Here is a 21,775-nt window from a genome sequence, read left to right as displayed (position 1 = left end):
CGAATAAATATATCGTCAACATAAAAATATATTTTATTTGGAATTTCTACAAAGTCCTCGCCTGTGTATGATTTCCCCATGCCACACCCAAGGGATACCGCCATGAACCAAGCAGAACCCTGGACGCAGAGCGCCACCGGCGCCGACAAGCGCACCATGGCCTCCCTGCTCGAGACCCGGGTCCGTCAGGACATCATCAATGGGCGCCTGCTGCCCGGCAGCAAGCTGCGCCTGAAGGAGCTCGCCGAGTCCTACGATGCCGGAGTGATCCCGCTGCGCGAGGCGCTGTCACGCTTGGCCGCCACCGGCTTCGTGGTCGCCACCGAACAGAAAGGCTTCAGTGTCGGTCGCATCTCCGCCGACGAAATCCGCGACATCACCCGTACCCGGCTGCTGATCGAGTGCCAGGCACTTCGGCTGTCGATCACCCAAGGCGACCTGGAATGGGAAAGCCGACTGATCGCCGCTCACCATCGGCTGGACCGCCTGCCGGTGGTGGAAGGCCCTGAGAGGATGCTGCGCCCGGATTGGGAACAGGCCCATGAGGTGTTCCATGCGGCGCTGTTGTCGGCCTGCGACTCGCACTGGCTGATGCGCTTTTGCGGGATGCTGCGGGACCAGACCGCGCGCTACCGGCAACTGTCGCTGCTCTATGCCGGCGGCCTCGACCGCGATGTGCCAGGCGAGCACCGCGCGTTGCTGGAAGCGGCTCTGGCCCGAGATGTGGATCAAGCCTGCGCACTGCTCACCGAGCATTACGAGACCACCACGCGCAATGTGCTCAAGCACGAACGGCTGGGCGGCTGACAGGCGCCCAGCCCTCAGAACAGGCTGAGCGGATAGTCGACGATCAGACGGTACTCGTCCGCGCTGGAATTGCCGCGGGTATTGCCTGGCGCGGTATAGCCATCGCCCTCGCGGTGGGTCGCCCAGCGCAGGGTCAGCGACAGGTCCTTCGCCGGCCCCGCAGGGACCTGATACTTGAGGGCGAGGTCGCGCTCCCAGTGCTTGGCGTGCTTGCCATCGGGGTTGTAGATGTAGCCATAGCCGATACTGTTGGGGTCGACGCGGGTCAGGTCCGCCTCGCCCCGCGTGTAGCCGGCGGTGAACTGCAACGAGGGTAGTCCCAGCGCGGCCAGGTTCGTCTCGTACTGCAAACGCCAGGACTTCTCGCCAGGGCCATTGAAGTCGGCGAACTGCTGGGAGTTGCTCAGGTAGAGGAAGATCCGATCGTTCTGCGTGATGTAGTCGAAAGGCGTCCTGCCATCGACCTTCTGCAGACCAAGGGTCAGGGTCTGGCCATGGGCCGTGGCGCTGATGCCGGCGCTGTAGGTGTCGTTGTCGATGTCCCCCAGCTGGCTGCGCCCCTGGTCCCGGGTCTTGTAGTAGTGCAGGTAGGGCTTGAGCAACAGCGCGTCGCCGACGCGCAGGACCTCGGAGAGCCCCAGGTAGTACTGGTTCCACATGTCCTCGAGCTGGCCACCATACGCCGTCAGCTGCAACCCTTGCGGTCGTCCGTAGACAGCACCCAGCCAAGCGATATGGGGACTTTCGCGGTCAGCGGCCAGGCCTGCGTGGTTGCGCGCGCCATAGGCCGTGACCAGGTGGGAATGGCCGCTCTGGTTGCGCAGGCGCGTCGACTCCACGAATCCGGTGTCCAGCCACAGGTCGTCGATGCCGTGGTTCTTCAACGTCACGCCGCGATAGGCCTGCGGAAACAGACGGCTGGTGCCGCTGGCCACGATCGGGTTCTCGAGTAACTGGTCGCCGGCCTTCACCAGGGTATCGCGGTACCTGAACTTGAGCGCGGCGCCGGCACTGGCAAAGTCGTCACCGGGCCTGAGCGCGGAGTCCAGCGGCAACAGGCCCGCGCCGCCACTGCCGCCGCCGCCATCGAGCCTGAGCCCGAGAAAGGCATGGGCATCCACGCCCATCCCTATCGGCGTATCGGTAAACCCGGAGCGGAACGAAAAGAGAAAGCCCTGGGCCCATTCGGTCGGGTCACGACTCACCAGGTCGGAATGGTTGTCGCGCTGGAAGTAATAGTTGCGCACCAGGGCATCCAGGCGCGAACCTTCGATCAAGCCGGGCGGGATCCGCAGTTCGACGGCCTGTCGCTCGTTGACCCCGGTGAAGATGTTGTCCTGCTGCCCCTGCGCGTTGTCGGCGTGCGCGGGCGAAGCCAGAACCAGGCCAATGCCCAAGGGAGCAAGCAACAGGTACCTGTGCGCGTGACGGGTAGTCATCCAGGATGGCCTCCGTTCATCCACATGAGTACGTGCAAACCGCTGGGGAAAACAGTAGCTGACTACGCCTTGCACGGCAGGTCGATTCGGCGCCTCACAGCGTTCTATTTCGTGAACACTGGGAAACAGCGATTGTGCAAAGCCTCCCCTGATGAAAAAATCCGTCACTCTGCTCCAATGACGCCAGGATGCCCGATGCTGACCGCCTTGCTGTTCGACCTCGATGGAACGCTCACCGATACCGATACCCTGCACCTGCAAGCCTTTCGCCAGCTGCTGCGCGAGCACGATGGCCGCGAACTGACCCAGGCGCAGTTCGACACGCAGATCAGTGGTCGCTCCAACGGCTTGCTGTTCGCCGATCTGTTCCCCAAGGCCGACGCGGCGCAGCGCCAGGCCCTGGCCGAACAAAAGGAAGCGCTGTTTCGCCAGCTGTCCCCGACCCTGTCGCCCTTGCCCGGCCTGCTCCGCCTGCTGGCCCACGCCGAGCGTCATGCCATCGGCATGTGCGTGGTGACCAATGCGCCGCGCCTGAACGCCGAGCACATGCTCGCGGCCATGGGCCTGGGCAAGCGCTTCGCGCATGTGCTGGTCGCCGACGAGCTGGAACGCCCCAAGCCCGACCCACTGCCCTACCTCACCGGCCTGCAACGCCTGGGCGCTCGCGCCGAGCAGGCACTGGCCTTCGAAGACTCGCTACCGGGCGTCAAGGCGGCCGTGGACGCCGGGATCTTCACCGTGGGGCTGGCGACCACGCAGCCGCCGCAGCGATTGCGGGAGGCAGGAGCAGGACTGGTGATCGAGAACTATGACGATCCGCGCCTGTGGGCGCTGATCGAGCGCATGTGAACCTCATCGAGGCGGACCAGCCCGCCCTCTTGGAACCTCATGCAACTTATTGATTCAGCAGGGACCTGGACTGCCCCCAAAAGGTTGGATTGGAGTCCGACTTCTTGGGGGCAGTCCATCCTCTGGGAGCGGACCGTTCAGGGGGCGGCGACCTCGCTGGGCGTGGCCAGTTGCAGGATCTCGCTGGTGTAAGCCCACTCTTCCTGGACCTTGTCCGGATGCTCGTTCAGGCGAATGCCATAGGACGGAATGATCTGCTTGATCTTCGCCTGCCACTCGGGCGTGGCCACCTTGTCCTTGAACACCTTGTTCAACAGGTCGAGCATGATCGGCGGCGCGGTCGAAGCGCCTGGCGACGCGCCCAGCAAACCGGCGATGCTGCCGTCCTTGGAGGTCACCACCTCGGTGCCCAGCTTCAGCACGCCGCCCAGGTTGTCGTCCTTCTTGATGATCTGCACCCGCTGCCCGGCCTGCCACAGGCGCCAGTCTTCCTTCTTCGCCTCGGGGAAGTACGTCTGCAGCGCCGCGAAACGGTCGTCGTCGGACTGCATCAGCTGGCCGATCAGGTACTGCACCAGGTCGAACTCGCGCACACCCACCCGCACCATCGGCCAGGTGTTGTGCAGCGACATGCTGGCGAACAGGTCGAGCAGCGAACCTTCCTTGAGGAACTTGGTGGAGAACGTCGCGAAAGGCCCGAACAGGATCATGCGCTTGCCATCGAGCACCCTGGTATCCAGGTGCGGCACCGACATCGGCGGCGCGCCGGTGGCGGCGATGCCATACGCCTTGGCCATGTGGCGCCGGGCGATGGCCGGGTTGTCGGTGACCAGGAACGAACCGCCCACCGGGAAACCGGCATAGTCCTTGGCCTCGTCGATGCCGGACTTCTGCAGCAACGGCAGCGCGGCACCGCCTGCACCGATGAACAGGAACTTGGCATCGGTGGCGGACGTGCTGCCATCCTTGAGGCTCTTGTACTCGACGTGCCAGCTGCCGTCGTCGTTGCGGGTGATGTTCTGCACTTCACTGGACAACTTGAGGTCGAAGTTGGGCCGGGTCTGCAGGTAGCCCACGTACTGACGGGTAATCTCGCCGAAGTTGACGTCGGTGCCAATCGGCGTCCAGGTAACCGCGAGCTTCTGGTTGGGGTCACGCCCCTCCATCATCAGCGGCACCCACTTGGCGATCTGCGCGTGATCCTCGGAGTACTGCATGGGCTTGAACAGCGGGCTGGCCTGCAGCGCTTCGTAGCGTTTCCTGAGGAAGCGGATATTGTCGTCGCCCCAGACAAAGCTCATGTGCGGTGTCGTGTTGATGAACGAGCGCGGATCCTTCAGCACGCCCTGCCTGACCTGCCAGGCGAGGAACTGGCGAGTGATCTGGAACGACTCGTTGATCTCCACCGCCTTGCTGATGTCGATCTTGCCGTCCTTCTCCGGCGTGTAGTTGAGCTCGGCCAACGCCGAGTGGCCGGTGCCCGCGTTGTTCCAACCGTTGGAACTCTCCTCGGCCACCTTGTCCAGGCGCTCGACCATTTCCATCGACCAGCCCGGCTCAAGCTCGTTGAGCCAGACCGCCAGCGTGGAACTCATGATGCCGCCCCCCACCAGCAACACATCGACGCGCTTGCTGTCCGCGGCATGGGCGTGCAGCCCCAGGGCCAGGGTGAGGGCCGCCACCGCCCATCTAGGCTTGTTCTTGATGTTCATGTGCTCTCCCGTATTCGACATTCCGTGCGCCTGCGGGATCAAGCTTAGCCGACTGATTTGCTCGGGCATCGCTGCAGCGATTTTTCTTGCTTTCGCTCAGGCCGCCTTGCCTATGTCCGCTAATTTGCCGTCACAGCCGAAGCAAAGACACCCCATCGGATTGATTTTGTGAGAATTGCGTCAAATAGATATCCGCTTGGGCTTTTTATGACTCGATATTTCTGACAATCTTATTGCTAATTATTCTCATAAACACTAGCAACAAGGATAAGTCAGGCATGTCACCGCTCGCTGCGCGCCGCCGCTTCACGCCCCGGAAAAACCTCTTGGCAATGGCCATCTGCATGACTCCCCTCGCCCCCGTCGTGGCCGCCGAACCCTCGCCGAGCGAGGCCCCGGCGGTACTCGAACTGGGTGCCACGGCCATCAACGACAGCAGCCTGGGCAGCACCACCGAAGGCTCGCAGTCCTACACCACCGGCACCATGTCGACCGCCACCAAACTGCCCTTGAGCATGCGCGAAACGCCGCAGGCGGTAACCGTGATCACCCGCCAGCGCATGGACGATCAGGGCATGACCAGCATCAACGACGTGGCCAGGTACACCCCCGGCCTGTTCCTCAACCAGTCCAGCGGGCCAGGCCGGCAGTCCTACACCGCCCGTGGCTTCGACGTCGACAACATCATGTACGACGGCATCCCCAGCGCGTACACCGGCTGGGTGGTCGGTGCCCAGCCGAACCTGGCGATGTTCGACCGGGTAGAAGTGGTGCGCGGCTCCACCGGCCTGGTGACCGGCGCCGGCACGCCGTCGGCGGCGATCAACCTGGTACGCAAGCGACCACTGGCCGAGCAGAAGGTCACCCTCACCGGTGCCGCCGGCAGCTGGGACAACTACCGCGGCGAGCTCGACGCCTCCAGCCCGCTCAACGACAGCGGCACCCTGCGCGGCCGGGTGGTAACGTCGTACCGCGATGCCAACAGCTTCCGCGATGGCCAGGAAGAAGACCATGGCCTGTTCTACGCCATCACCGAGGCCGACCTGGGCGAGGACACCACCCTTACCCTCGGCTTCTCCCACCAGAAGGACAAGACCAATTTCTTCTGGGGCGCGATTCCCACCGACATCAATGGCCATCGGCTGGACGTGTCGCGCTCGTACAACCCGGCCACCGACTGGGAGTCCAAGGACCAGGAAATCAACACCCTGTTCGCCGAACTGCGCCAGCGCCTGGCCAACGACTGGAAACTGCAGGTCAACGCCACCTACAGCGAGCAGAACGCGCTGTTCCGCGGCTCCTACCAGTCGCGCTGGAATGCCGCCAAGACCTTGAGCCGCACGGTATACCAGGCGACCTACGACGAAAACCAGCTGGGGCTGGATACCTTCGCCAGTGGCCCGTTCGAGGCCTTCGGCCGTACCCACGAACTGGTGCTCGGCGCCAGCAAGCGCCTCTACGACATGAACGAGCACAATTACAGCCCCTACGACACCGACTACCCGCTCGACGGCGGCAAGCCGAACTTCCTGCACACCGGCAACAACCGCTACGTCATCGACCAGGATGGCGTCTACGCCACCACCCGCCTGAGCCTGGCCGACCCGCTCAAGCTGATCCTCGGCGGGCGACTGGACTGGTACGACTACGACCAGCGCGACAACGACGCTGGTGACTACAAGGTGACTCGCAAGGTCACCCGCTACGGTGGCCTGATCTACGAACTGGACGAGCACCACTCGGTCTACGCCAGCTACACCGACATCTTCACCCCGCAGAGCGGCCGAGATACCTCCGGCAAGCCGGTCACTCCGATCGTCGGCAAGAACTACGAGGTCGGCATCAAGGGCGAATACTTCGACGGTGCGCTCAATGCCAGCCTGGCCGTGTTCCGCATCGACCAGGAAAACCGCCAGGTCGAGGTGGGCGTGGCGAACTGCCCGCAGATGACCTGCTACGCCGCCTCCGGCGAAGTGCGCAGCCAGGGCATCGACTTCGAGCTGCAGGGCGCGCTGAGCGAACAGTGGCAGATCGGCGCCGGCTACACCTATGCCCGGGTCCACACGGTCAAGGACGAGAAGAACCCGGCCAGTGTCAACAAGCCGCTCAACTCCGATACGCCCGAACACCAGTTCAAGCTGTTCACCACCTACCGCTTCCAGGGTCCGCTGGAAAAACTGCGGGTCGGCGGCGGCGTCACCTGGCAGAGCCGCATGTACAACGACATCGCCCTGAGTGACGGCAACTATCGCCTGGTCCAGGGCGCCTATGCCGTCACCGACCTGATGGCCGGCTACCAGGTCAACCAGCACCTGGACCTGCAACTGAACGCCAACAACGTGTTCGACAAGCACTACTACTCGTCGATCTCCGATTCGGTGGACTATGGCGGCGACACCTTCGGCGATCCGCGCAACTTCATGCTCACCGCCAAGTACAGCTTCTGACCCCGGCCGGCGCACGGACGCGCCCCCCCATCTCGCGCACCTACCAGCGCTCGACCACCCTGCCGAAATACACCGACGGCGAGACCCCAAGCGTGCGCCGGAACATCGCGCTGAACGCACTGGGGCTGTCGTAGCCCAGATCCAGTGCCACCTCCAGCACCGACTGCCCCGCGGCCAGGGCATCGAGACTGGCCAACAGGCGCATGCGCCGCAGCCACTGCACCAGGCTCAGCCCGGTCTCGCGCTGGAACGCGCGGGTCAGGGTGCGTGGGTTCAAGCCACTGCGGGCCGCCGCGCGGGCCAGGCTCCAGTCCTCGGCCGGCGCCTGGCGCAGGGCCTCGCACAGGCGCTGAAGGTGCGCCGAATGCGGGCTGGGAACATGCAGGGCGAACACCGGCAAGACACGGATTTCATCGAGGATCAGTTGCATGATCCGCGCCTCGCGCCCCTCGGGCGGGTGATCGGGGGCGATGTCCATGGCGCGGATGATCAGCTCGCGCAGCAGCGGCGAAATCTCGATCACCTGGCACTGCAGCGGCAGGTCCGGGCGCGCGCCGGGGTCGACGAACAGGGTACGCATGCGCACCACGCCGGCCATGCGCAGCTCGTGCTCGGTCGCCGCCGGCACCCAGACGCCACGCCCGGGCGGCACCACCCAGCTGCCCTCGCGGGCATTGACCGTGACCACGCCGCTGATGGCATGAATCAACTGCGCCCGGTCATGGCAATGGGGGGCGATGTGCTCGCCATGGCGGTAGTTCTCGGCGAGCGGAAGAATGCTCGGCCGGGTCATGGGCGTGACATTGGCAAAGCACTGCGGTAATGCCCCGGGGTCGCCGCCAGGTGCCGCTTGAACGCCCGCTGCAGGTGCGCCTGGTCGGCGAACCCTGACTCGAGCGCCACCTCGGCGATCGGTCGCCCCTGACGCAACTGCGCGCGGGCATGCTGAACCCGCTGGTCGAGCAGGTAGCTATGTGGCGTCAGGCCGAAGCGCTTGCCGAACGCGCGTGTCAGGTAGGCCTGCGACAGCCCGCTCGCGGCGCAGATGTCGTCCAGTGTCAGCGGATCGAGGCGATGCGCGCGGATGAACGCCGCCGCCATGTCCAGGCGCGCATGCGCCACCACGTCGGTTTGTGCCATGGGCGCCAGGTACGCGGGCAGCGCCGCGAAGAAGGCTGCCAGGCACGCCTGTTTGTCGAGCGCCGTGACCTGGGCGTCGAACAGGCAGGCGAACACCGCCAGCAGGCGCCCATACAAAGACGCGCAAGTACTCAGGGTCGCGTCAGGCACGGCAACGCCATGCGCCTGCAACCAGGGCATGTCGACGTACAGCATCAGGTACGACCAGCTCTGCCCGTCGATCGGGTTGCAGCTATGCACGACCCCTGGTCTCATCAGCACCGTGGTCCCCGCCGCCACTTCATGGCGGGCGTCCCCGGTGAAGTAGGTGCTGCGCCCAGCGGTGATCACACCGATGGAAAAGCTCTCATGGGAATGGGCGGCGTAGCGCACCTGACGCCCGTCGCCCACGCGTCGGGCCTCGACGAAGGGCAACGCCGGATCGCGCCAGAACCGCGAAACCTCGATCATCGCCCTGCCCTCACCCTTCGCCACCCTGCACCACCACCAGCAACTGTGCCTGGCGCTCGCCCACAGAACGCAGGCGGTGTGGAGTCTGGGCGTTGAAATGCAGGGCATCGCCGGCCTCCAGAAGCACCCGTTCGCTCATGAAGTCCACTTCCACCTGGCCTTCGTGAACGAACAGAAACTCCTCGCCTTCGTGCTCCTTGAACGTCGGGTCGCTGAACTCGGTCGGCGGCTGGATCAGGAACGGCAACAGGCTGCGCTGGCCGACCTGAGAAGTCAGCACCGCGTAGCCCGGCCCGTCGCCACCGCCCACCAGTGCCTGGCGCTCGCCGCGACGCACCAGGCTGTAGCGCGCCTGGTCGGCATGCGCGCCGTCGAACAGCTCCTCGACGTTGACGTTCAGCGCCCGCGCCAACTTGAGCGCGGCAGCGATGGACGGCGTGTTCAGGCCACGCTCGACCTTGGACAGGTAGCTCTTGGTCATGCCGGACTTCTCGGCCAGCTGCTCAAGGGTGATGCCCAGTTTCTTTCTCAACAGTTTCAGTCGGATAGACATGTGACGCAGGTTTCCCGAACAAACACACTTGCTTATGACACTTTGTGTCATATAGGATTATTTGTGTCATTTGCTTGACCGCCCCTCCACCGTCCAAGCAGCGGGGCGGGCCAGCCATGACACCCATCATCACGTCACAGAGGACTGAGCCCATGGCCACTACCCTGACACTCGGCAAAGACCAGTTGGTGCAAAAGGCGCTGACGCAGATGCAAGGCTCGCTCGCGGATAATACGTGGACTGTGCGCGAAAAGCTGGCCCTGACCTGCCGAATTCTCTTCGACCACGGCCACGATTCGGGCCTTGCCGGGCAGATCAGTGCCCGCGGCCCGCAGCCTGGCACCTTCTACACCCAGCAACTGGGCCTGGGCTTCGACGAGATCAGCGCCAGCAACCTGCTGCTGGTCAACGAAGACCTCGAGGTGCTGGAGGGCGAAGGCATGCCCAACCCGGCCAACCGCTTCCACAGCTGGGTATACCGCGCCCGCCCCGACGTCAATTGCATCATCCACACCCACCCCACCCATGTCGCGGCGTTGTCGATGCTGGAAGTGCCGCTGGTGGTCTCGCACATGGACCTGTGCCCGTTGTACGAAGACTGCGCATTCCTCCAAGCCTGGCCAGGGGTGCCGGTGGGCAACGAGGAAGGCGAGATCATCAGCGCCGCCCTGGGCGACAAGCGCGCCATCCTGCTGTCGCACCATGGCCAGCTGTCCACCGGCACCAGCATCGAACAGGCCTGCGTGTATGCCCAATTGATCGAGCGTGCCGCGCGCCTGCAATTGCTCGCCATGGCCGCCGGCAGCATCAAGCCGATCGCCCCGGAGCTGGGCCGTGACGCCCACGACTGGATCGACCGACCCAAGCGCCACGGCGCCGCGTTCAACTACTTCGCCCGGCAGGCCCTGCGCGCCCACGCCGACTGCCTGAACTGAATCCTGAATGCCTTGCTTGCGGAGCCTATAACCATGACCACTGAATTCCACGGCATCATCGGCTACACCATCACCCCGTTCAGCCAGGACGGCGAACAGCTCGACCTGCCCGCCCTTGGCCAGTCCATCGATCGTCTGATCGATGGCCAGGTCCAGGCCATCGCCCCGCTGGGCAGCACCGGCGAAGGTGCTTATCTGAGCGACGGCGAATGGCGGCAGGTCGCCCAGTACAGCCTCGAGCGCATCGGCAAGCGCGTGCCGAGCATCGTCAGCGTTTCCGACCTGACCACTGCCGGCGCCGTGCGCCGCGCCCGCTTCGCCCAGGCGCATGGCGCCGATGCGGTGATGGTGCTGCCCGCCGCCTACTGGAAGCTCGGCGAAGCCGAGATCCTCCAGCACTACCGCGCCATCGGCGCCGCCATCGATATCCCGATCATGCTCTACAACAACCCCGCCACCAGCGGCACCGACATGCCGGTGGAGCTGATCCTGCGCATCGTGCGCGAGGTGGACAACGTGACCATGGTCAAGGAGAGCACCGGCGACATCCAGCGCATGCACAAGCTGCAACTGCTCGGTGAGGGCCAGGTGCCGTTCTACAACGGTTGCAACCCGCTGGCACTGGAAGCCTTCGTCGCCGGCGCCAAGGGCTGGTGCACGGCGGCGGCCAACCTGATCCCCGGATTGAACCAGCAGCTGTACCAGGCGGTGCTGGCGGGCGAGCTGGAACAGGCCAGGACGCTGTTCTACCGCCAGTTGCCGTTGCTGGACTTCATTCTCAAGGGGGGGTTGCCTGCCACCATCAAGGCCGGCCTGGATATGACCGGATTGCCGGTGGGTGAACCCCGGCGACCGGTGTTCGGCCTGGACGAGACGGGCCGGGTGAAGCTCAAGGCGCTGATCGATGCGTTGCGCTAGCTGAACCCACGATGCTGGCACCGGCCATCGCCGGTGTTAGCGACCATAGCTCCCACAGCCACTTCGCAGTACCTGTGGGAGCAGACATGGCGGTCAGTGAACAGAGCCGGGTTACAGTTTCCAGTCCAGGCTCACCATCAACGTGCGCGGCTGCCCCATGTACACCCCGTTGTAGAAGCCGACGTTGTTGAAGTAGTGCTGGTCGAACAGGTTCTTCACGTTCAGCGACGCCGACAGGTGCTCGTCGAACTGGTAGCGCCCCATCAGCCCGACCACGGCGAAGGCATCCTGGGTCATGCGCCCGGGGGCGGTGACGATATTGCCGTCGGTGTCGCGGCCCACCGGACGTCGACCCGTGCCATAGGTGTCGCTCTGCCAGTCGAGGGTGCCGCCGACGGTCAGCTTCGGCTGCAACTTGTAGGTGGTGGAGAAGCGCACCAGGTTCAGCGGCTGTTCGGTGTTCATGCGCGTCTTGTCGCCGCGAATGGCGTGGTTGTAGCTGTACCCCAGGCTCATCTGCCAGTCCGTCATCACCTCGCCGGCCAGCTCGGCCTCGAAGCCCTCGACCACCACGCCCTTGCCACCCGACTTGTAGTACTGCTCGCCATTGGGGCCCAACGGCACCGAGTCATCGATCTCCGGCACGTTGTCCTGCTTGCTGCGGTACACCGCGGTGCTCAGATTGGCACGGTCGTCGAACAGGCTGCCCTTCAGGCCGATCTCGTACACCTTGCCGACCACCGGTTCCAGGTACTTGCGATTGACGTCGCGCGCATCCTGAGGCTGGAAGATGTCGGTGTAGCTCGCATACACGGTGTACTGCTCGGTGAGGTCGTAGAGCACGCCGGCATAGGGTGTCCACTGGTCGTTGTGGGTCTGGGAGCTGGTCGAAACGCCCGTGGACACCAGGTTCTCGTCATAGCTCCACTGGCGGCTCTTGGTCTCCCAGCTGCCGTAGCGGCTGCCCAGCACGAAGTGCAGGCGGTCGGTCGCATTCAGGCGCGTAGCGATGTAACCGGCCTTCTGCCGGATATCGTCACGCGAGCCGTCGCGTCCGGTGGAGGGATCGTGGAACTTGGCGATCGAGCTCAGGTATTTCCAGTCCGGGATCTTGCGGTAGTCGGCGGGCACCACTGGACCGAGCAGGTAAGGTGACTCGTTGCGCCGCTCGGACTCGCCATAGCCGATCATGAAATCGTGACGACGGCCGAACAACTGATAAGGGCCGGCCAGGTTCAGATCGACCGCGGTCATCCGCTCTTCGCCGGAAAAATGGCTGTACCAGGCGCTCATGCCGCTGCGGTCGGCCTCGGGGAAGCCGGAGCCGCCGTAGTAGACCTTGCCGTCGCTGTCGCTCCAGCGATGGGTAACGGCCGCCTTGAGCAACCAGTCGTTGCCCAGGTCCTGATCCAGGGTGACGAACAGCGTCTGGTCCTTGAGCGGCCAGGACGACCAGGGCGCGGCCAGGTTGGTCGAGCGCGGCAGGTTGGCCTTGCCGCCGTCGGCGTTCCAGTACGGCACCGTGCCCCAGGACGCCCCCTGCACATGCTTGTTCTGGTAGTCATAACCCACCGACAGCAGAGTGCTGTCACTGAGGTCCGCCTCGAGAATGCCGTAGGCCACCTCACGCTGGCTGGCGTAGCGGTCCATGAACGACTTGCTGTCGCGATAGGCCAGCACCGTGCGCCCACGCAGGCGGCCGTCCCAGCCCAGCGGCCCGCCGACATCGACATAGCTGTGGTAGTCGTCGTGACTGCCGGCACTCACGCCGCTCTGCACCGCCAGTTGCCCGGTCGGGCGTTTGCGCACCATGGCGATGGTGCCGGACGGATCCCCTGCCCCGGTGGTCAGGCCGGTGGCGCCGCGCACCACTTCGATGCGGTCGTAGATGATGGTGTCGGAATCGGACTTGAGCCCGGCGAAGGTGTTGAGCATCCCGTCGACCTGGAAGTTGTTGATCGCATAGCCACGGGAGTAGTACGCCGGTCGTTCGGAGTCGTTGCGCTGCACGGTGACCCCGGTGACCCGGCCCATCGCCTCGGAAAGCGTGCCGAGCTGGAAGTCGTCGAGTTGCTGGCGGGTCACCACCGACACCGACTGCGGGGTGTCCTTGATCGACAGGTTCAGGCGCGTCGCCGCGCTCATGCTGCCGGTGGTGTAGGAACCGGTGTGTTCCGTGGTGCTGCCCAGACCCAGGGCGAAGATTTCAGTGGAGCCGAGTTCCAGCACCTCGTCTTCAGGCCTGGGCTCGGTCTGCTCGGCCAGGGATAACGAGCTGGCCACGGTGGCGCACAGGCCCAGGGTGAGGGTCATGGAACGGCTGATGGGCGCGAACATCGCTGCCTTTCTCCTTGTTCGTTTTGATGAAGTCCATTGACTGCCGGCAGGCGGCATTCACATGAAAACGAATCTCGTTTGAGATTCATTATCGATTTATCATCGAAACGTAAAGAAAGGGGGCTTCGCGCAGGATAAGGCCCTTTCACTCACCAGCTAGCGAAAGGGCCTACAGGGTTACGGCATCACAGGCGGCACGTACTGCAAGGTCGTCCCCAGCGCCCACAGCAACACCAGCACCAAGGGCACATGCACCAGCAACTGCACGAACGAGAAGCCAATCAGGTCGCGCGCCTTCAGGCCCAGCACGCCCAGCAGCGGCAGCATGTAGAACGGGTTGATCAGGTTCGGCAGCGCCTCGGCGGCGTTGTAGATCTGCACCGCCCAGCCCAGGTGGTACTGCAGGTCGTTGGCCACCAGCATCACGTACGGCGCCTCGATGATCCACTTGCCGCCGCCCGACGGGATGAAGAAGCCGAGCACCGCCGAGTACACGCCCATCAGCAGCGCGTAGGTGTCATGGGTGGCGATCTGGGTGAAGAACAGCGAGATGTGGTGAGCCAGGGTCTCGCCATCAACGCCCTTGACCTGAGTGAGGATGGCGGCGATCGAGCCGTACAGCGGGAACTGGATCAGCACCCCGGTGGTGGTCGGCACGGCGCGGGCCACGGCGTCGAGGAAGCTGCGCGGACGCCAGTGCAGCAAGGCGCCAAGCATGATGAACAGCAGGTTGTAGGTGTTCAGCCCGGAGATCGCGGTGATCGCGGGCTTGGTGGCGAACTCCTGGTACAACCAGCCAGCGGCCAGGGCCACCAGCAGCAGGATCAGGATCGGGCTGTATTCCAGCCACTCGCCCGGGCGCGTGCGCTGTGGCGACGGCGGCGCGCTGAAGCTCGGGTCGACGCCACAGTCCTGGGCGCTGCGGGCGCTGTTCGGCCCCGGCGCGGTGGCATAGGCGACGATCAGCGAAACGATCACCAGCGCGGCGAGCATCACCCCGGACTGCCAGAGGAAGATGGTTTCGGTGAACGGAATCACCCCGGTGATCGACAGGATCGACGGCGGCAGGCTGGCCGGGTTGGCCTGCAGCTGCGCGGCCGAGGACGACAGGCCCAGCGCCCAGACCGCGCCAAGGCCCAGGTAGGCCGCGGCACCGGCGGCGCGATAGTCCATCTTCAGGTCGGTGCGACGCGCCAGGGCGCGCACCAGCAAGCCGCCGAACACCAGCGACAGGCCCCAGTTGAGCAAGGATGCGAGCATCGAGATCAGCGCCACCCAGCACACCGCCGAGCGGCCGTTCTTCGGCAGCCGCGCCAGGCGGTCGATCAGGCGCGCGGCGGGTGGCGAGCTAGCGACCACATAGCCGCCGATGACCACGAAGGCCATCTGCATGGTGAATGGAATGAGGCTCCAGAAACCATCGCCAAAGGCCTTGGCGGTGTCGGTCGGCTTGCCGCCCATGACCAGGGCGCCGAGCGCCACCAGCATGACGGCCAGGGCTGCGAACACCCAGGAGTCGGGGAACCAGCGTTCGGCCCAGTTGGAGCAGCGCAGAGCAAAGCGGGCGGAGCGGCTGTCTTGGATATCGGCGGCCACGATATTTTCCTTTTTTTGATTTTTATAGGACTGAAGCGACGGCGCCCCATCGCGGGGCAAGCCCGCTCCCACGAGGGATGCGTGGTCCTTCGTGGGAGCTGGCTTGCCCCGCGATGGGGCGTTTGCAAAACAAGGTTTAGAAGGTCATTTCCTTCACATCGTCCGGCACGATCAGCTTGCCGGCGGTCTTCTCGACGATCTCCTCGACACTGACCCCTGGCGCGGTCTCGCGCAGGATGAAGGCGCCGTTCTCGATCTCCAGGTAGGCCAGGTCGGTCAGCACCTTGCGGATGCAGCCGGCACCGGTCAGCGGCAGGCTGCAGCGCGGCAGCAGCTTGGACTCACCGTCCTTCGAGGCGTGGGTCATGGTGACGATGATGTTGTCGGCACCGGCCACCAGGTCCATGGCGCCACCCATGCCCTTGACCAGCTTGCCGGGAATCATCCACGAGGCGATGTTGCCTTCCACGTCCACCTCGAAGGCACCGAGCACGGTGAGGTCGACATGGCCGCCGCGGATCATGGCGAAGGATTGCGCCGAGTCGAAGATCGACGCGCCACGGCGGGCGGTGACGGTCTGCTTGCCGGCGTTGATCATGTCGGCGTCGAGGGTGGCTTCGGTGGGAAACTCGCCCATGCCCAACAGGCCGTTTTCCGACTGCAGCATCACGTCCATGTCGGCGGGCACGTAGTTGGCCACCAGGGTGGGGATGCCGATACCGAGGTTGACGTAGTAGCCGTCTTTGAGTTCACGGGCGACGCGTTGGGCCATTTGTTCGCGGGTCAGTGCCATGGTCAGGATCTCTTTGTTGTTCTTGAGGGCGGCGCTCAGGCCTTGACGGTACGCTTCTCGATGCGCTTCTCGAAGGTGCCGACGATGACCCGGTCGACATAGATGCCCGGGGTGTGGATCTCGCTGGGCAGCAGCACGCCAGGCTCGACGATCTCCTCGACCTCGACCACGGTGATCTTGCCGGCGGTGGCGGCCAGCGGGTTGAAGTTCTGCGCGGTGTTGCGGTACACCACGTTGCCGTAGTGGTCGGCCTTCCAGCCCTTGACGATGGCGAAGTCGCCGGTAATGGATTCTTCGAGGATATACTTGCGGCCCTTGAACTCGCGCACTTCCTTGCCTTCGGCGACCGGCGTGCCGTAACCGGTGGCGGTGTAGAAGGCCGGAATGCCCGCGCCGCCAGCGCGCATCTTCTCGGCGAGGGTGCCTTGCGGGGTCAGCTCCACTTCCAGCTCGCCGCTGAGCAGCTGGCGTTCGAACTCGGCGTTCTCGCCGACATAGGAGGCGATCATCTTGCGGATCTGCCGGTCTTCGAGCAGCACGCCCAGGCCGAAGCCATCGACACCGCAGTTGTTGGAGACCACGGTCAAGCCCTTGACGCCACGACGCTTGATCTCGGCGATGAGGTTTTCCGGGATGCCGCACAGGCCGAAGCCACCGGCCAGCACCGTCATGTCGTCGGTCAGGCCCGCCAGGGCCTCTTCATAGGTTGCTACACGCTTGTCCAGTCCGGCCATGCTCAGTCGCCTTTTGTAGTTGTTGGAACCGTGCGGTCATCTTCACCGCAGCCGACTGATTTGTTAATTTTGTTTTCGTCATCGATTGATAATTTTTCCAAAACAAAGGTCGAGCCTGTCATGAACGTCAAGCAGCTGCGTGCCTTCGTCACCGTGGCCAAGTACCAGAGTTTCGCCCAGGCCGGCGAGCACCTGCATGTGTCGCAACCGGCCCTGAGCCTGACCATCAAGGCGCTGGAGGACAACCTCGGCGGCGCCCTGCTCACCCGCACCACTCGCAGCGTCAGCCTCACCCCCGAGGGCGAGGTGCTGCTGCCGCTGGCCCGACGCCTGCTGGCCGACTGGGACGACACCGAGGAGATGCTGCGCCAGCGCTTCACCCTGCAACTGGGCAGGGTATCGGTGGCGGCCATGCCGGCTTTCGCCGGCAACCTGCTGCCGCAGTCGCTGAAGGTGTTTCGCCAGCGCTACCCCAAGGTCAATGTCACCGTGCACGACGTGATCAACGAGCAGGTACTGGAACTGGTGCGCCATCGTCGCGTCGAACTGGGCATCGGCTTCGAGCCCGACAGCAGCGAGGCATTGCGTTTCCATCCGCTGTACATGGACCGTTTCGTGGCGGTGGTCCCCGCCGACTCACCGCTCGCCCGCCAGCCCCAGGTGCGCTGGCAGGAGCTGCTGGCCCAGGACTTCATCGCCCTGCAGCGCCCCTCGGCGGTACGCCTGCTGCTCGAACAGCACCTGGCCGCCAACCACGGCAAGCTGGCGGTGGCCTTCGAGAGCCATCAGCTGTCGACCATTGGCCGCATGGTCGCCAGTGGCCTGGGGGTCAGCGCCGTGCCGGCCCTGTGCATCGGGCAGATGCAGGAACTCGGCGCTCGCTGCGTGCCTCTGGTCGAGCCCACCGTGGAACGCCGCATCGGCGTGATCGCCCTGGGCGATCACAAGCTGTCGAAGGCCGCCGAGGCGCTGCTCGATGTCCTGCTTACCCACACCCATCCACAGGAGGTGACATGCGTAACGTGAATCTAGCGGGCGCCCGCGTTCCGGCCATTGGCCAGGGCACCTGGTACATGGGCGAGGACCCGGGCCGCAAGGCCGCCGAAGTGGCCGCCCTGCAACAAGGCATCGACCTGGGCCTGACCCTGATCGACACCGCCGAGATGTACGCCGAAGGCGGCGCCGAGCGCGTGGTCGGCCAGGCCATCGCCGGGCGCCGCGACCAGGTGTTCCTGGTCAGCAAGGTCTACCCGCACAACGCAAGTCGACGCGCCATGCCCGAGGCCTGCGAGCGCAGCCTCAAGCGCCTTGGCAGCGATTGCATCGACCTGTACCTGCTGCACTGGCGTGGACAGTACCCGCTGGAGGAGACCGTCGAAGCGTTCGAACGCTTGATCGAGCAAGGCAAGATCCGTCGCTGGGGCGTTTCCAACTTCGATCTCGACGATCTGCGCGAGCTCGACAACCGCGCCTGCGCCACCAACCAGGTGCTGTACAACCCGGCCGAACGCGGCATCGAGTACGACCTGCTGCCGTGGAGCCGCCAACACGGTCTGCCGACCATGGCCTACTGCCCGTTGGCCCAGGCCGGGTGTCTGCTGCGTCATCCGCTGCTGGAACAGATCGCCGAGCGCCATGCGGCGACGCCGGCCCAGGTGAGCCTGGCCTGGGTAACTCGCGACGATGGCGTGATCGCCATCCCCAAAGCCGTAAGCCCGGAGCATGTGCGACTGAATGCGGCGGCAGGCGACGTGCGCCTGGACGAAGACGACCTGCGGGCGATCGACCTGGCATTTGCGCCACCGCTGCGCAAGCAGCGACTGGCGATGGTCTGAGGCGCGAAAAAAAGGCGCCTCGTGCGAGGCGCCAAAACATTCACCTGTAACCAAAGGAGCGCGTGGGCTTCTCAAGGTGAATCCGGGTGTGCTCAGAGGATCGACAGCGGGTACTCGACGATCACCCGCACTTCGTCCAGGTCCGACTCGAAGGCCGTCGCCCGGGTGGTGGCCTGGCGCACGCGCAGCGAAAGGTCCTTGGCCGGACCAGTCTGCACCACGTACTTGACCTCGATGTCGCGCTCCCAGCGCTTCTGGTCGGTGAGCGGATCGCCGTTGTCGTCGCGACGCATGTAGTAGGCGTTGGCATGGCTGTAGTCGGCATCGCTGCCACGCCCGTAACGGGTCATGAACGACAGGCCCGGTACCCCATAGGCCGCCATGTTCAGGTCGTAGCGCAGCATCCACGAACGCTCTTTCGGCGAGTTGAAGTCGCTGTACTGGATGGAGTTGTCGAGGAAGATCGAGTCGGACTGGCGCAGGTAGTCGAAGTCATCGTCGCCGTTGTTGCGCTGGTGGGTCAGGGCCAGGGTGTGGGCGCCATAACGCACGCCGAGCTTGGCGCTCCAGATATCGTTGTCGAACTGGCCGAGGCGCTGGCGGCCTTCATCCTTGGCGTTGTAGAAATTGAACCCGCCGATCAGCGCCAGCTCGTCGCCAAGCGGCCAAGTGACGCTGGTGCCGGCGTAGTACTGGTTCCAGACATCCTTGAGGCGGCTGCCGAACAGGCTCACGCTGATATTGTCGTTGATCGCGTAGTCGCCACCACCGTAGGCGATCCAGGGCGAGTCCACCGGGCCGCCGTAGAAGGTCGCGAAGTTCTCACGCAGGTCGCTGGACACCGGCTGGCTCATCGCGTGCAAGCGTCCAGCCTGCAACGTCAGGCCCTGCAGGCTGGTGTTCTCCAGCGTCACGCCGCGAAAGCTCTCCGGCAACAACCGCGAATCGCCGGCGGCCACCATCGGGTTGAGCGGAAATACATCGCCGACCCGCAGCACCGTGTCGAACAGGCGCACCTTGGCCGCGCCGCCGAGCTTGGTGTATTCATCACGGGCCTGGCCGTCGCGATCCACCGGCAGCACGTCGAAGGAACTGCGTCCGCCGTTGCGCCCTCCTCCGCTGTCGAGCTTGAGCCCGAGCATGGCGAAGGCGTCCACGCCGACCCCGACCGTGCCCTGGGTGAAACCGGACTCGAAACGGGTGATGACGGCATGGGCCCAGGCCTCGGAGTAACCATTGTCGCTGGCCTTGCCGCTGTTGTAGGTCGGTGCGGGGCCATCGCGGTGATCGCGGTTGAAGTAGAAGTTGCGGTTGAGCACGCTCAGCGTGCTGCCCTCGATGAACCCCTCTTTGCGTTCATCGACGGCCCAGGCGCTCGGCGTGGCGCCAACCAGCGCCACCAGGGCGGCCAGGGAAAGTCTTGGACTGTTGTTCATCCATTGCTCCTTTGGGTGTGGCTGTTCTTCTTGTCGGACCTTGGTGCTGGAGCGTCCCTGATCTGGCCAGATGCGCGCGCACCCAGCCCCGTCGGCCGAAGCTGATGCTCGCCGGCGGCGGATAACGGGAAGATGATCGGCAAATTACAATCGCGTCATGCGCCGGGGCGCCGGCCACGGCCACAGGGCACCTTTCACATCTGTAACCCTGGCGTCATGCCGTTGTTGGTCGCCCCTGGCTAGCGTGGACTTCGAAATGAACCTTTCGGAGACACCCATCATGCTGCGACTGACCCTGACCGCCACCCTGCTGGCGCTTTCCCTGTCGGCCCAGGCCACCGGTTTTTCCAAGCAGCGCAACGACCAGTTGCTGGAGGACCATCAGCAGGCCGTCGCAAGCTACGCGCAGCAACGCGCCAAGCCGATGCCGGAGATCGTCGACTATCGCTATGGGATGAAGCTGGACATCGCCCGTTTCGTGCGCCAGTCGGGCGACCCGCGCACCTGCGAGGTCGTACCGCGGCTGATGACCTTCGAAGATCGCGAGGGCACCCTGCGCACCGTGCGCTATTCGGTGCTGTCGCAGTGCATCAACAACAAGTGACTCGGCTCAGCCGCGCAAGCCATCCACCAGCTGCAGGCTGTTGCGCCCGGCCCGCTTGGAGGCATAGAGCAGCACGTCGCCCTGTTCGATCAGCGCCGCGAGGCTGGCCGGTGGCCGGTCGAACAGGTTGGCGCCGATGCTCAATGTGACCGCCTCGGGCGTGCTGAAGGACTGCGCGGCGGCGGCCTGGAACTGCTGGCGCAAGGCGTCGGCCAGCTGCTCGATGGCCGCGCGGGAGGCATCGGCCAACAGGATCACGAACTCGTCGCCGCCCAGGCGCGCGGCGATCGCCCGCTCCGGCAGCAGCGCCCGGATCATCTCGCTCAGCGCCACCAGCAAGCGATCGCCGGCGGCGTGCCCGTGCAGGTCGTTGACCAACTTGAAATGATCGATATCGATCAACAGCAGCGCCCCCGGGCTGGCCGGCGAAATGCCCTTGAACAGGTTCGAGGCCCTCACCTCCAGGGCACGACGGTTGTACAACGCGGTCAGCGGATCGCGGGCCGCCAGGCGCTCGATGCGCTCCTCGCGGCGGTAGCGCACGGTACCGGTCATCGACAGCGCGATCAGCATGATGGCCATCGCTCCTTCCACCAGCGACACCTGGATGATCTGCCCGCGAAATGCCGTCAGGTCGATCAGGCTGCCCGGCACCAGGGCCGGCAAGGTCTTGGCCAGGTAGAACAAACCGTGCAGCAGCAACACGTAGCGCAGCTGTACCGCGCCCACGCTCAGCGACTTGCCGTGGGGACGCAGCAGCCAGCTGGCATACAGGGTGAACAACGCCACCAGCAACGAATTGGCTACCAGGAAAGTCTTCGACCACAGCGGCCACTGCGGCAGCAGCAGCAACGCGCACCAGAGCACGGGAGCCAGGTAGCAGGCGCGCGACAGACGGGTCTCGGTAAAGCGCGACACGCCCAGCAGGAACAACCAGTGCGCGACGATCAACATGCCGTTGGCGAACCAGATGCCGATGAACAGGTAGCCGCTGCCGCGCATCAGCGCAAGCGAGGATCCAACACTGATGGTGGCGAAACTGGCGCTCCAGCACAGCAGCGACGACTCGCGCACGCTGCGCCATTCGACGGCCAGGTATAGCGCGGCGGCGGCGGCAAGCGCGATGGTGAGGGTCAGCATGGTGGAAGCGTCGAACGCCATGGGTGCGCGGGGCCTGTGCAGTACCTTTT

Annotated in this window: 19 protein-coding genes; 8 read left to right on the top strand and 11 right to left on the bottom strand. The window is 64.7% G+C overall.

Annotated elements, in window-relative coordinates; all coding sequences use genetic code 11:
- Positions 1–102 precede the first annotated feature (102 nt).
- On the top strand, positions 103–807 hold the full coding sequence (locus ACYUME_RS11495; RefSeq protein WP_279884271.1) for a GntR family transcriptional regulator: 705 nt from the start codon (positions 103–105) through the stop codon (positions 805–807).
- A gap of 14 nt (positions 808–821) precedes the next feature.
- Here the strand turns inward: ACYUME_RS11495 and ACYUME_RS11490 are convergent, their stop codons facing one another.
- Positions 822–2,246 carry an OprD family outer membrane porin gene (locus ACYUME_RS11490; RefSeq protein ID WP_460418940.1) on the bottom strand — a complete coding sequence of 475 codons (1,425 nt, stop codon included), beginning with the start codon at positions 2,244–2,246 and terminating at the stop codon, positions 822–824.
- Positions 2,247–2,441: 195 nt separating this feature from the next.
- On the opposite strand from ACYUME_RS11490, the gene ACYUME_RS11485 reads away from it, so the two are divergent.
- Positions 2,442–3,095, top strand: coding sequence for an HAD family hydrolase (locus ACYUME_RS11485; protein ID WP_460418939.1), 654 nt, complete (start codon positions 2,442–2,444; stop codon positions 3,093–3,095).
- A 137-nt stretch (positions 3,096–3,232) separates the two neighbouring features.
- Here the strand turns inward: ACYUME_RS11485 and mqo are convergent, their stop codons facing one another.
- Positions 3,233–4,807, bottom strand: coding sequence for a malate dehydrogenase (quinone) (gene mqo, locus ACYUME_RS11480; protein WP_279884265.1), 1,575 nt, complete (start codon positions 4,805–4,807; stop codon positions 3,233–3,235).
- A 278-nt stretch (positions 4,808–5,085) separates the two neighbouring features.
- On the opposite strand from mqo, the gene ACYUME_RS11475 reads away from it, so the two are divergent.
- Positions 5,086–7,254: a TonB-dependent siderophore receptor gene (locus ACYUME_RS11475; protein ID WP_460418938.1), complete on the top strand. Its 2,169-nt coding sequence runs from the start codon at positions 5,086–5,088 to the stop codon at positions 7,252–7,254.
- Positions 7,255–7,294: 40 nt separating this feature from the next.
- On the opposite strand, the gene ACYUME_RS11470 is transcribed toward ACYUME_RS11475, so the two are convergent.
- Genes ACYUME_RS11470 through ACYUME_RS11460 form a run of 3 tightly spaced genes read right to left on the bottom strand, consistent with a single transcriptional unit; the run spans position 7,295 to position 9,397 of the window.
- Positions 7,295–8,047, bottom strand: coding sequence for an AraC family transcriptional regulator (locus ACYUME_RS11470; RefSeq protein ID WP_279884261.1), 753 nt, complete (start codon positions 8,045–8,047; stop codon positions 7,295–7,297).
- Positions 8,044–8,844 carry an AraC family transcriptional regulator gene (locus tag ACYUME_RS11465; RefSeq protein WP_460418937.1) on the bottom strand — a complete coding sequence of 267 codons (801 nt, stop codon included), beginning with the start codon at positions 8,842–8,844 and terminating at the stop codon, positions 8,044–8,046. The genes ACYUME_RS11470 and ACYUME_RS11465 overlap by 4 nt, the downstream gene beginning before the upstream one ends.
- A 10-nt stretch (positions 8,845–8,854) precedes the next feature.
- Entirely contained in the window at positions 8,855–9,397 is a 543-nt protein-coding gene (locus tag ACYUME_RS11460; RefSeq protein WP_279884257.1) for a helix-turn-helix domain-containing protein, read from the bottom strand.
- A 152-nt stretch (positions 9,398–9,549) separates the two neighbouring features.
- On the opposite strand from ACYUME_RS11460, the gene ACYUME_RS11455 reads away from it, so the two are divergent.
- Positions 9,550–10,332, top strand: a complete 783-nt coding sequence (locus tag ACYUME_RS11455) for an aldolase (RefSeq protein ID WP_460418936.1) — start codon at positions 9,550–9,552, stop codon at positions 10,330–10,332.
- Positions 10,333–10,365: 33 nt separating this feature from the next.
- Positions 10,366–11,250 (top strand): dihydrodipicolinate synthase family protein, encoded by an 885-nt coding sequence (locus ACYUME_RS11450; protein WP_460418935.1) that lies wholly within the window; start codon positions 10,366–10,368, stop codon positions 11,248–11,250.
- 111 nt (positions 11,251–11,361) lie between these two features.
- Here the strand turns inward: ACYUME_RS11450 and ACYUME_RS11445 are convergent, their stop codons facing one another.
- The 4 genes from ACYUME_RS11445 to ACYUME_RS11430 all read right to left on the bottom strand — a co-directional run bounded on the left by ACYUME_RS11445 (position 11,362) and on the right by ACYUME_RS11430 (position 16,710).
- The gene (locus ACYUME_RS11445; protein WP_460418934.1) at positions 11,362–13,587 is read right to left on the bottom strand and encodes a TonB-dependent siderophore receptor; all 2,226 of its coding nucleotides are present in this window, start codon (positions 13,585–13,587) and stop codon (positions 11,362–11,364) included.
- Between the two features lie 177 nt (positions 13,588–13,764).
- Positions 13,765–15,183 (bottom strand): short-chain fatty acid transporter, encoded by a 1,419-nt coding sequence (locus ACYUME_RS11440; RefSeq protein WP_279884250.1) that lies wholly within the window; start codon positions 15,181–15,183, stop codon positions 13,765–13,767.
- A gap of 136 nt (positions 15,184–15,319) precedes the next feature.
- On the bottom strand, positions 15,320–15,976 hold the full coding sequence (locus ACYUME_RS11435; RefSeq protein WP_460418933.1) for a CoA transferase subunit B: 657 nt from the start codon (positions 15,974–15,976) through the stop codon (positions 15,320–15,322).
- Between the two features lie 35 nt (positions 15,977–16,011).
- Positions 16,012–16,710, bottom strand: a complete 699-nt coding sequence (locus tag ACYUME_RS11430; protein WP_279884248.1) for a CoA transferase subunit A — start codon at positions 16,708–16,710, stop codon at positions 16,012–16,014.
- A gap of 120 nt (positions 16,711–16,830) precedes the next feature.
- Between ACYUME_RS11430 and ACYUME_RS11425 the strand changes: the two genes are divergently transcribed.
- Both ACYUME_RS11425 and ACYUME_RS11420 read left to right on the top strand, forming a co-directional pair.
- Complete coding sequence (locus ACYUME_RS11425) at positions 16,831–17,736, top strand: LysR family transcriptional regulator (RefSeq protein WP_279884246.1); 906 nt, start codon at positions 16,831–16,833, stop codon at positions 17,734–17,736.
- On the top strand, positions 17,724–18,545 hold the full coding sequence (locus ACYUME_RS11420; RefSeq protein ID WP_460418932.1) for an aldo/keto reductase: 822 nt from the start codon (positions 17,724–17,726) through the stop codon (positions 18,543–18,545). The genes ACYUME_RS11425 and ACYUME_RS11420 overlap by 13 nt, the downstream gene beginning before the upstream one ends.
- A 92-nt stretch (positions 18,546–18,637) precedes the next feature.
- Here ACYUME_RS11420 and ACYUME_RS11415 read toward each other — a convergent pair whose 3' ends face one another.
- Complete coding sequence (locus ACYUME_RS11415; RefSeq protein WP_460418931.1) at positions 18,638–19,981, bottom strand: OprD family porin; 1,344 nt, start codon at positions 19,979–19,981, stop codon at positions 18,638–18,640.
- Positions 19,982–20,261: 280 nt separating this feature from the next.
- Here ACYUME_RS11415 and ACYUME_RS11410 point away from each other — a divergent pair, with 280 nt between their 5' ends.
- Positions 20,262–20,585, top strand: coding sequence for a DUF2790 domain-containing protein (locus ACYUME_RS11410; protein ID WP_279884241.1), 324 nt, complete (start codon positions 20,262–20,264; stop codon positions 20,583–20,585).
- Positions 20,586–20,591: 6 nt separating this feature from the next.
- Here the strand turns inward: ACYUME_RS11410 and ACYUME_RS11405 are convergent, their stop codons facing one another.
- The gene (locus ACYUME_RS11405; RefSeq protein WP_460418930.1) at positions 20,592–21,746 is read right to left on the bottom strand and encodes a GGDEF domain-containing protein; all 1,155 of its coding nucleotides are present in this window, start codon (positions 21,744–21,746) and stop codon (positions 20,592–20,594) included.
- Positions 21,747–21,775 lie beyond the last annotated feature (29 nt).

The sequence above is a fragment of the Pseudomonas sp. microsymbiont 2 genome (genome assembly GCF_054788395.1).
This window is presented reverse-complemented; position numbering and strand designations above follow the sequence as displayed.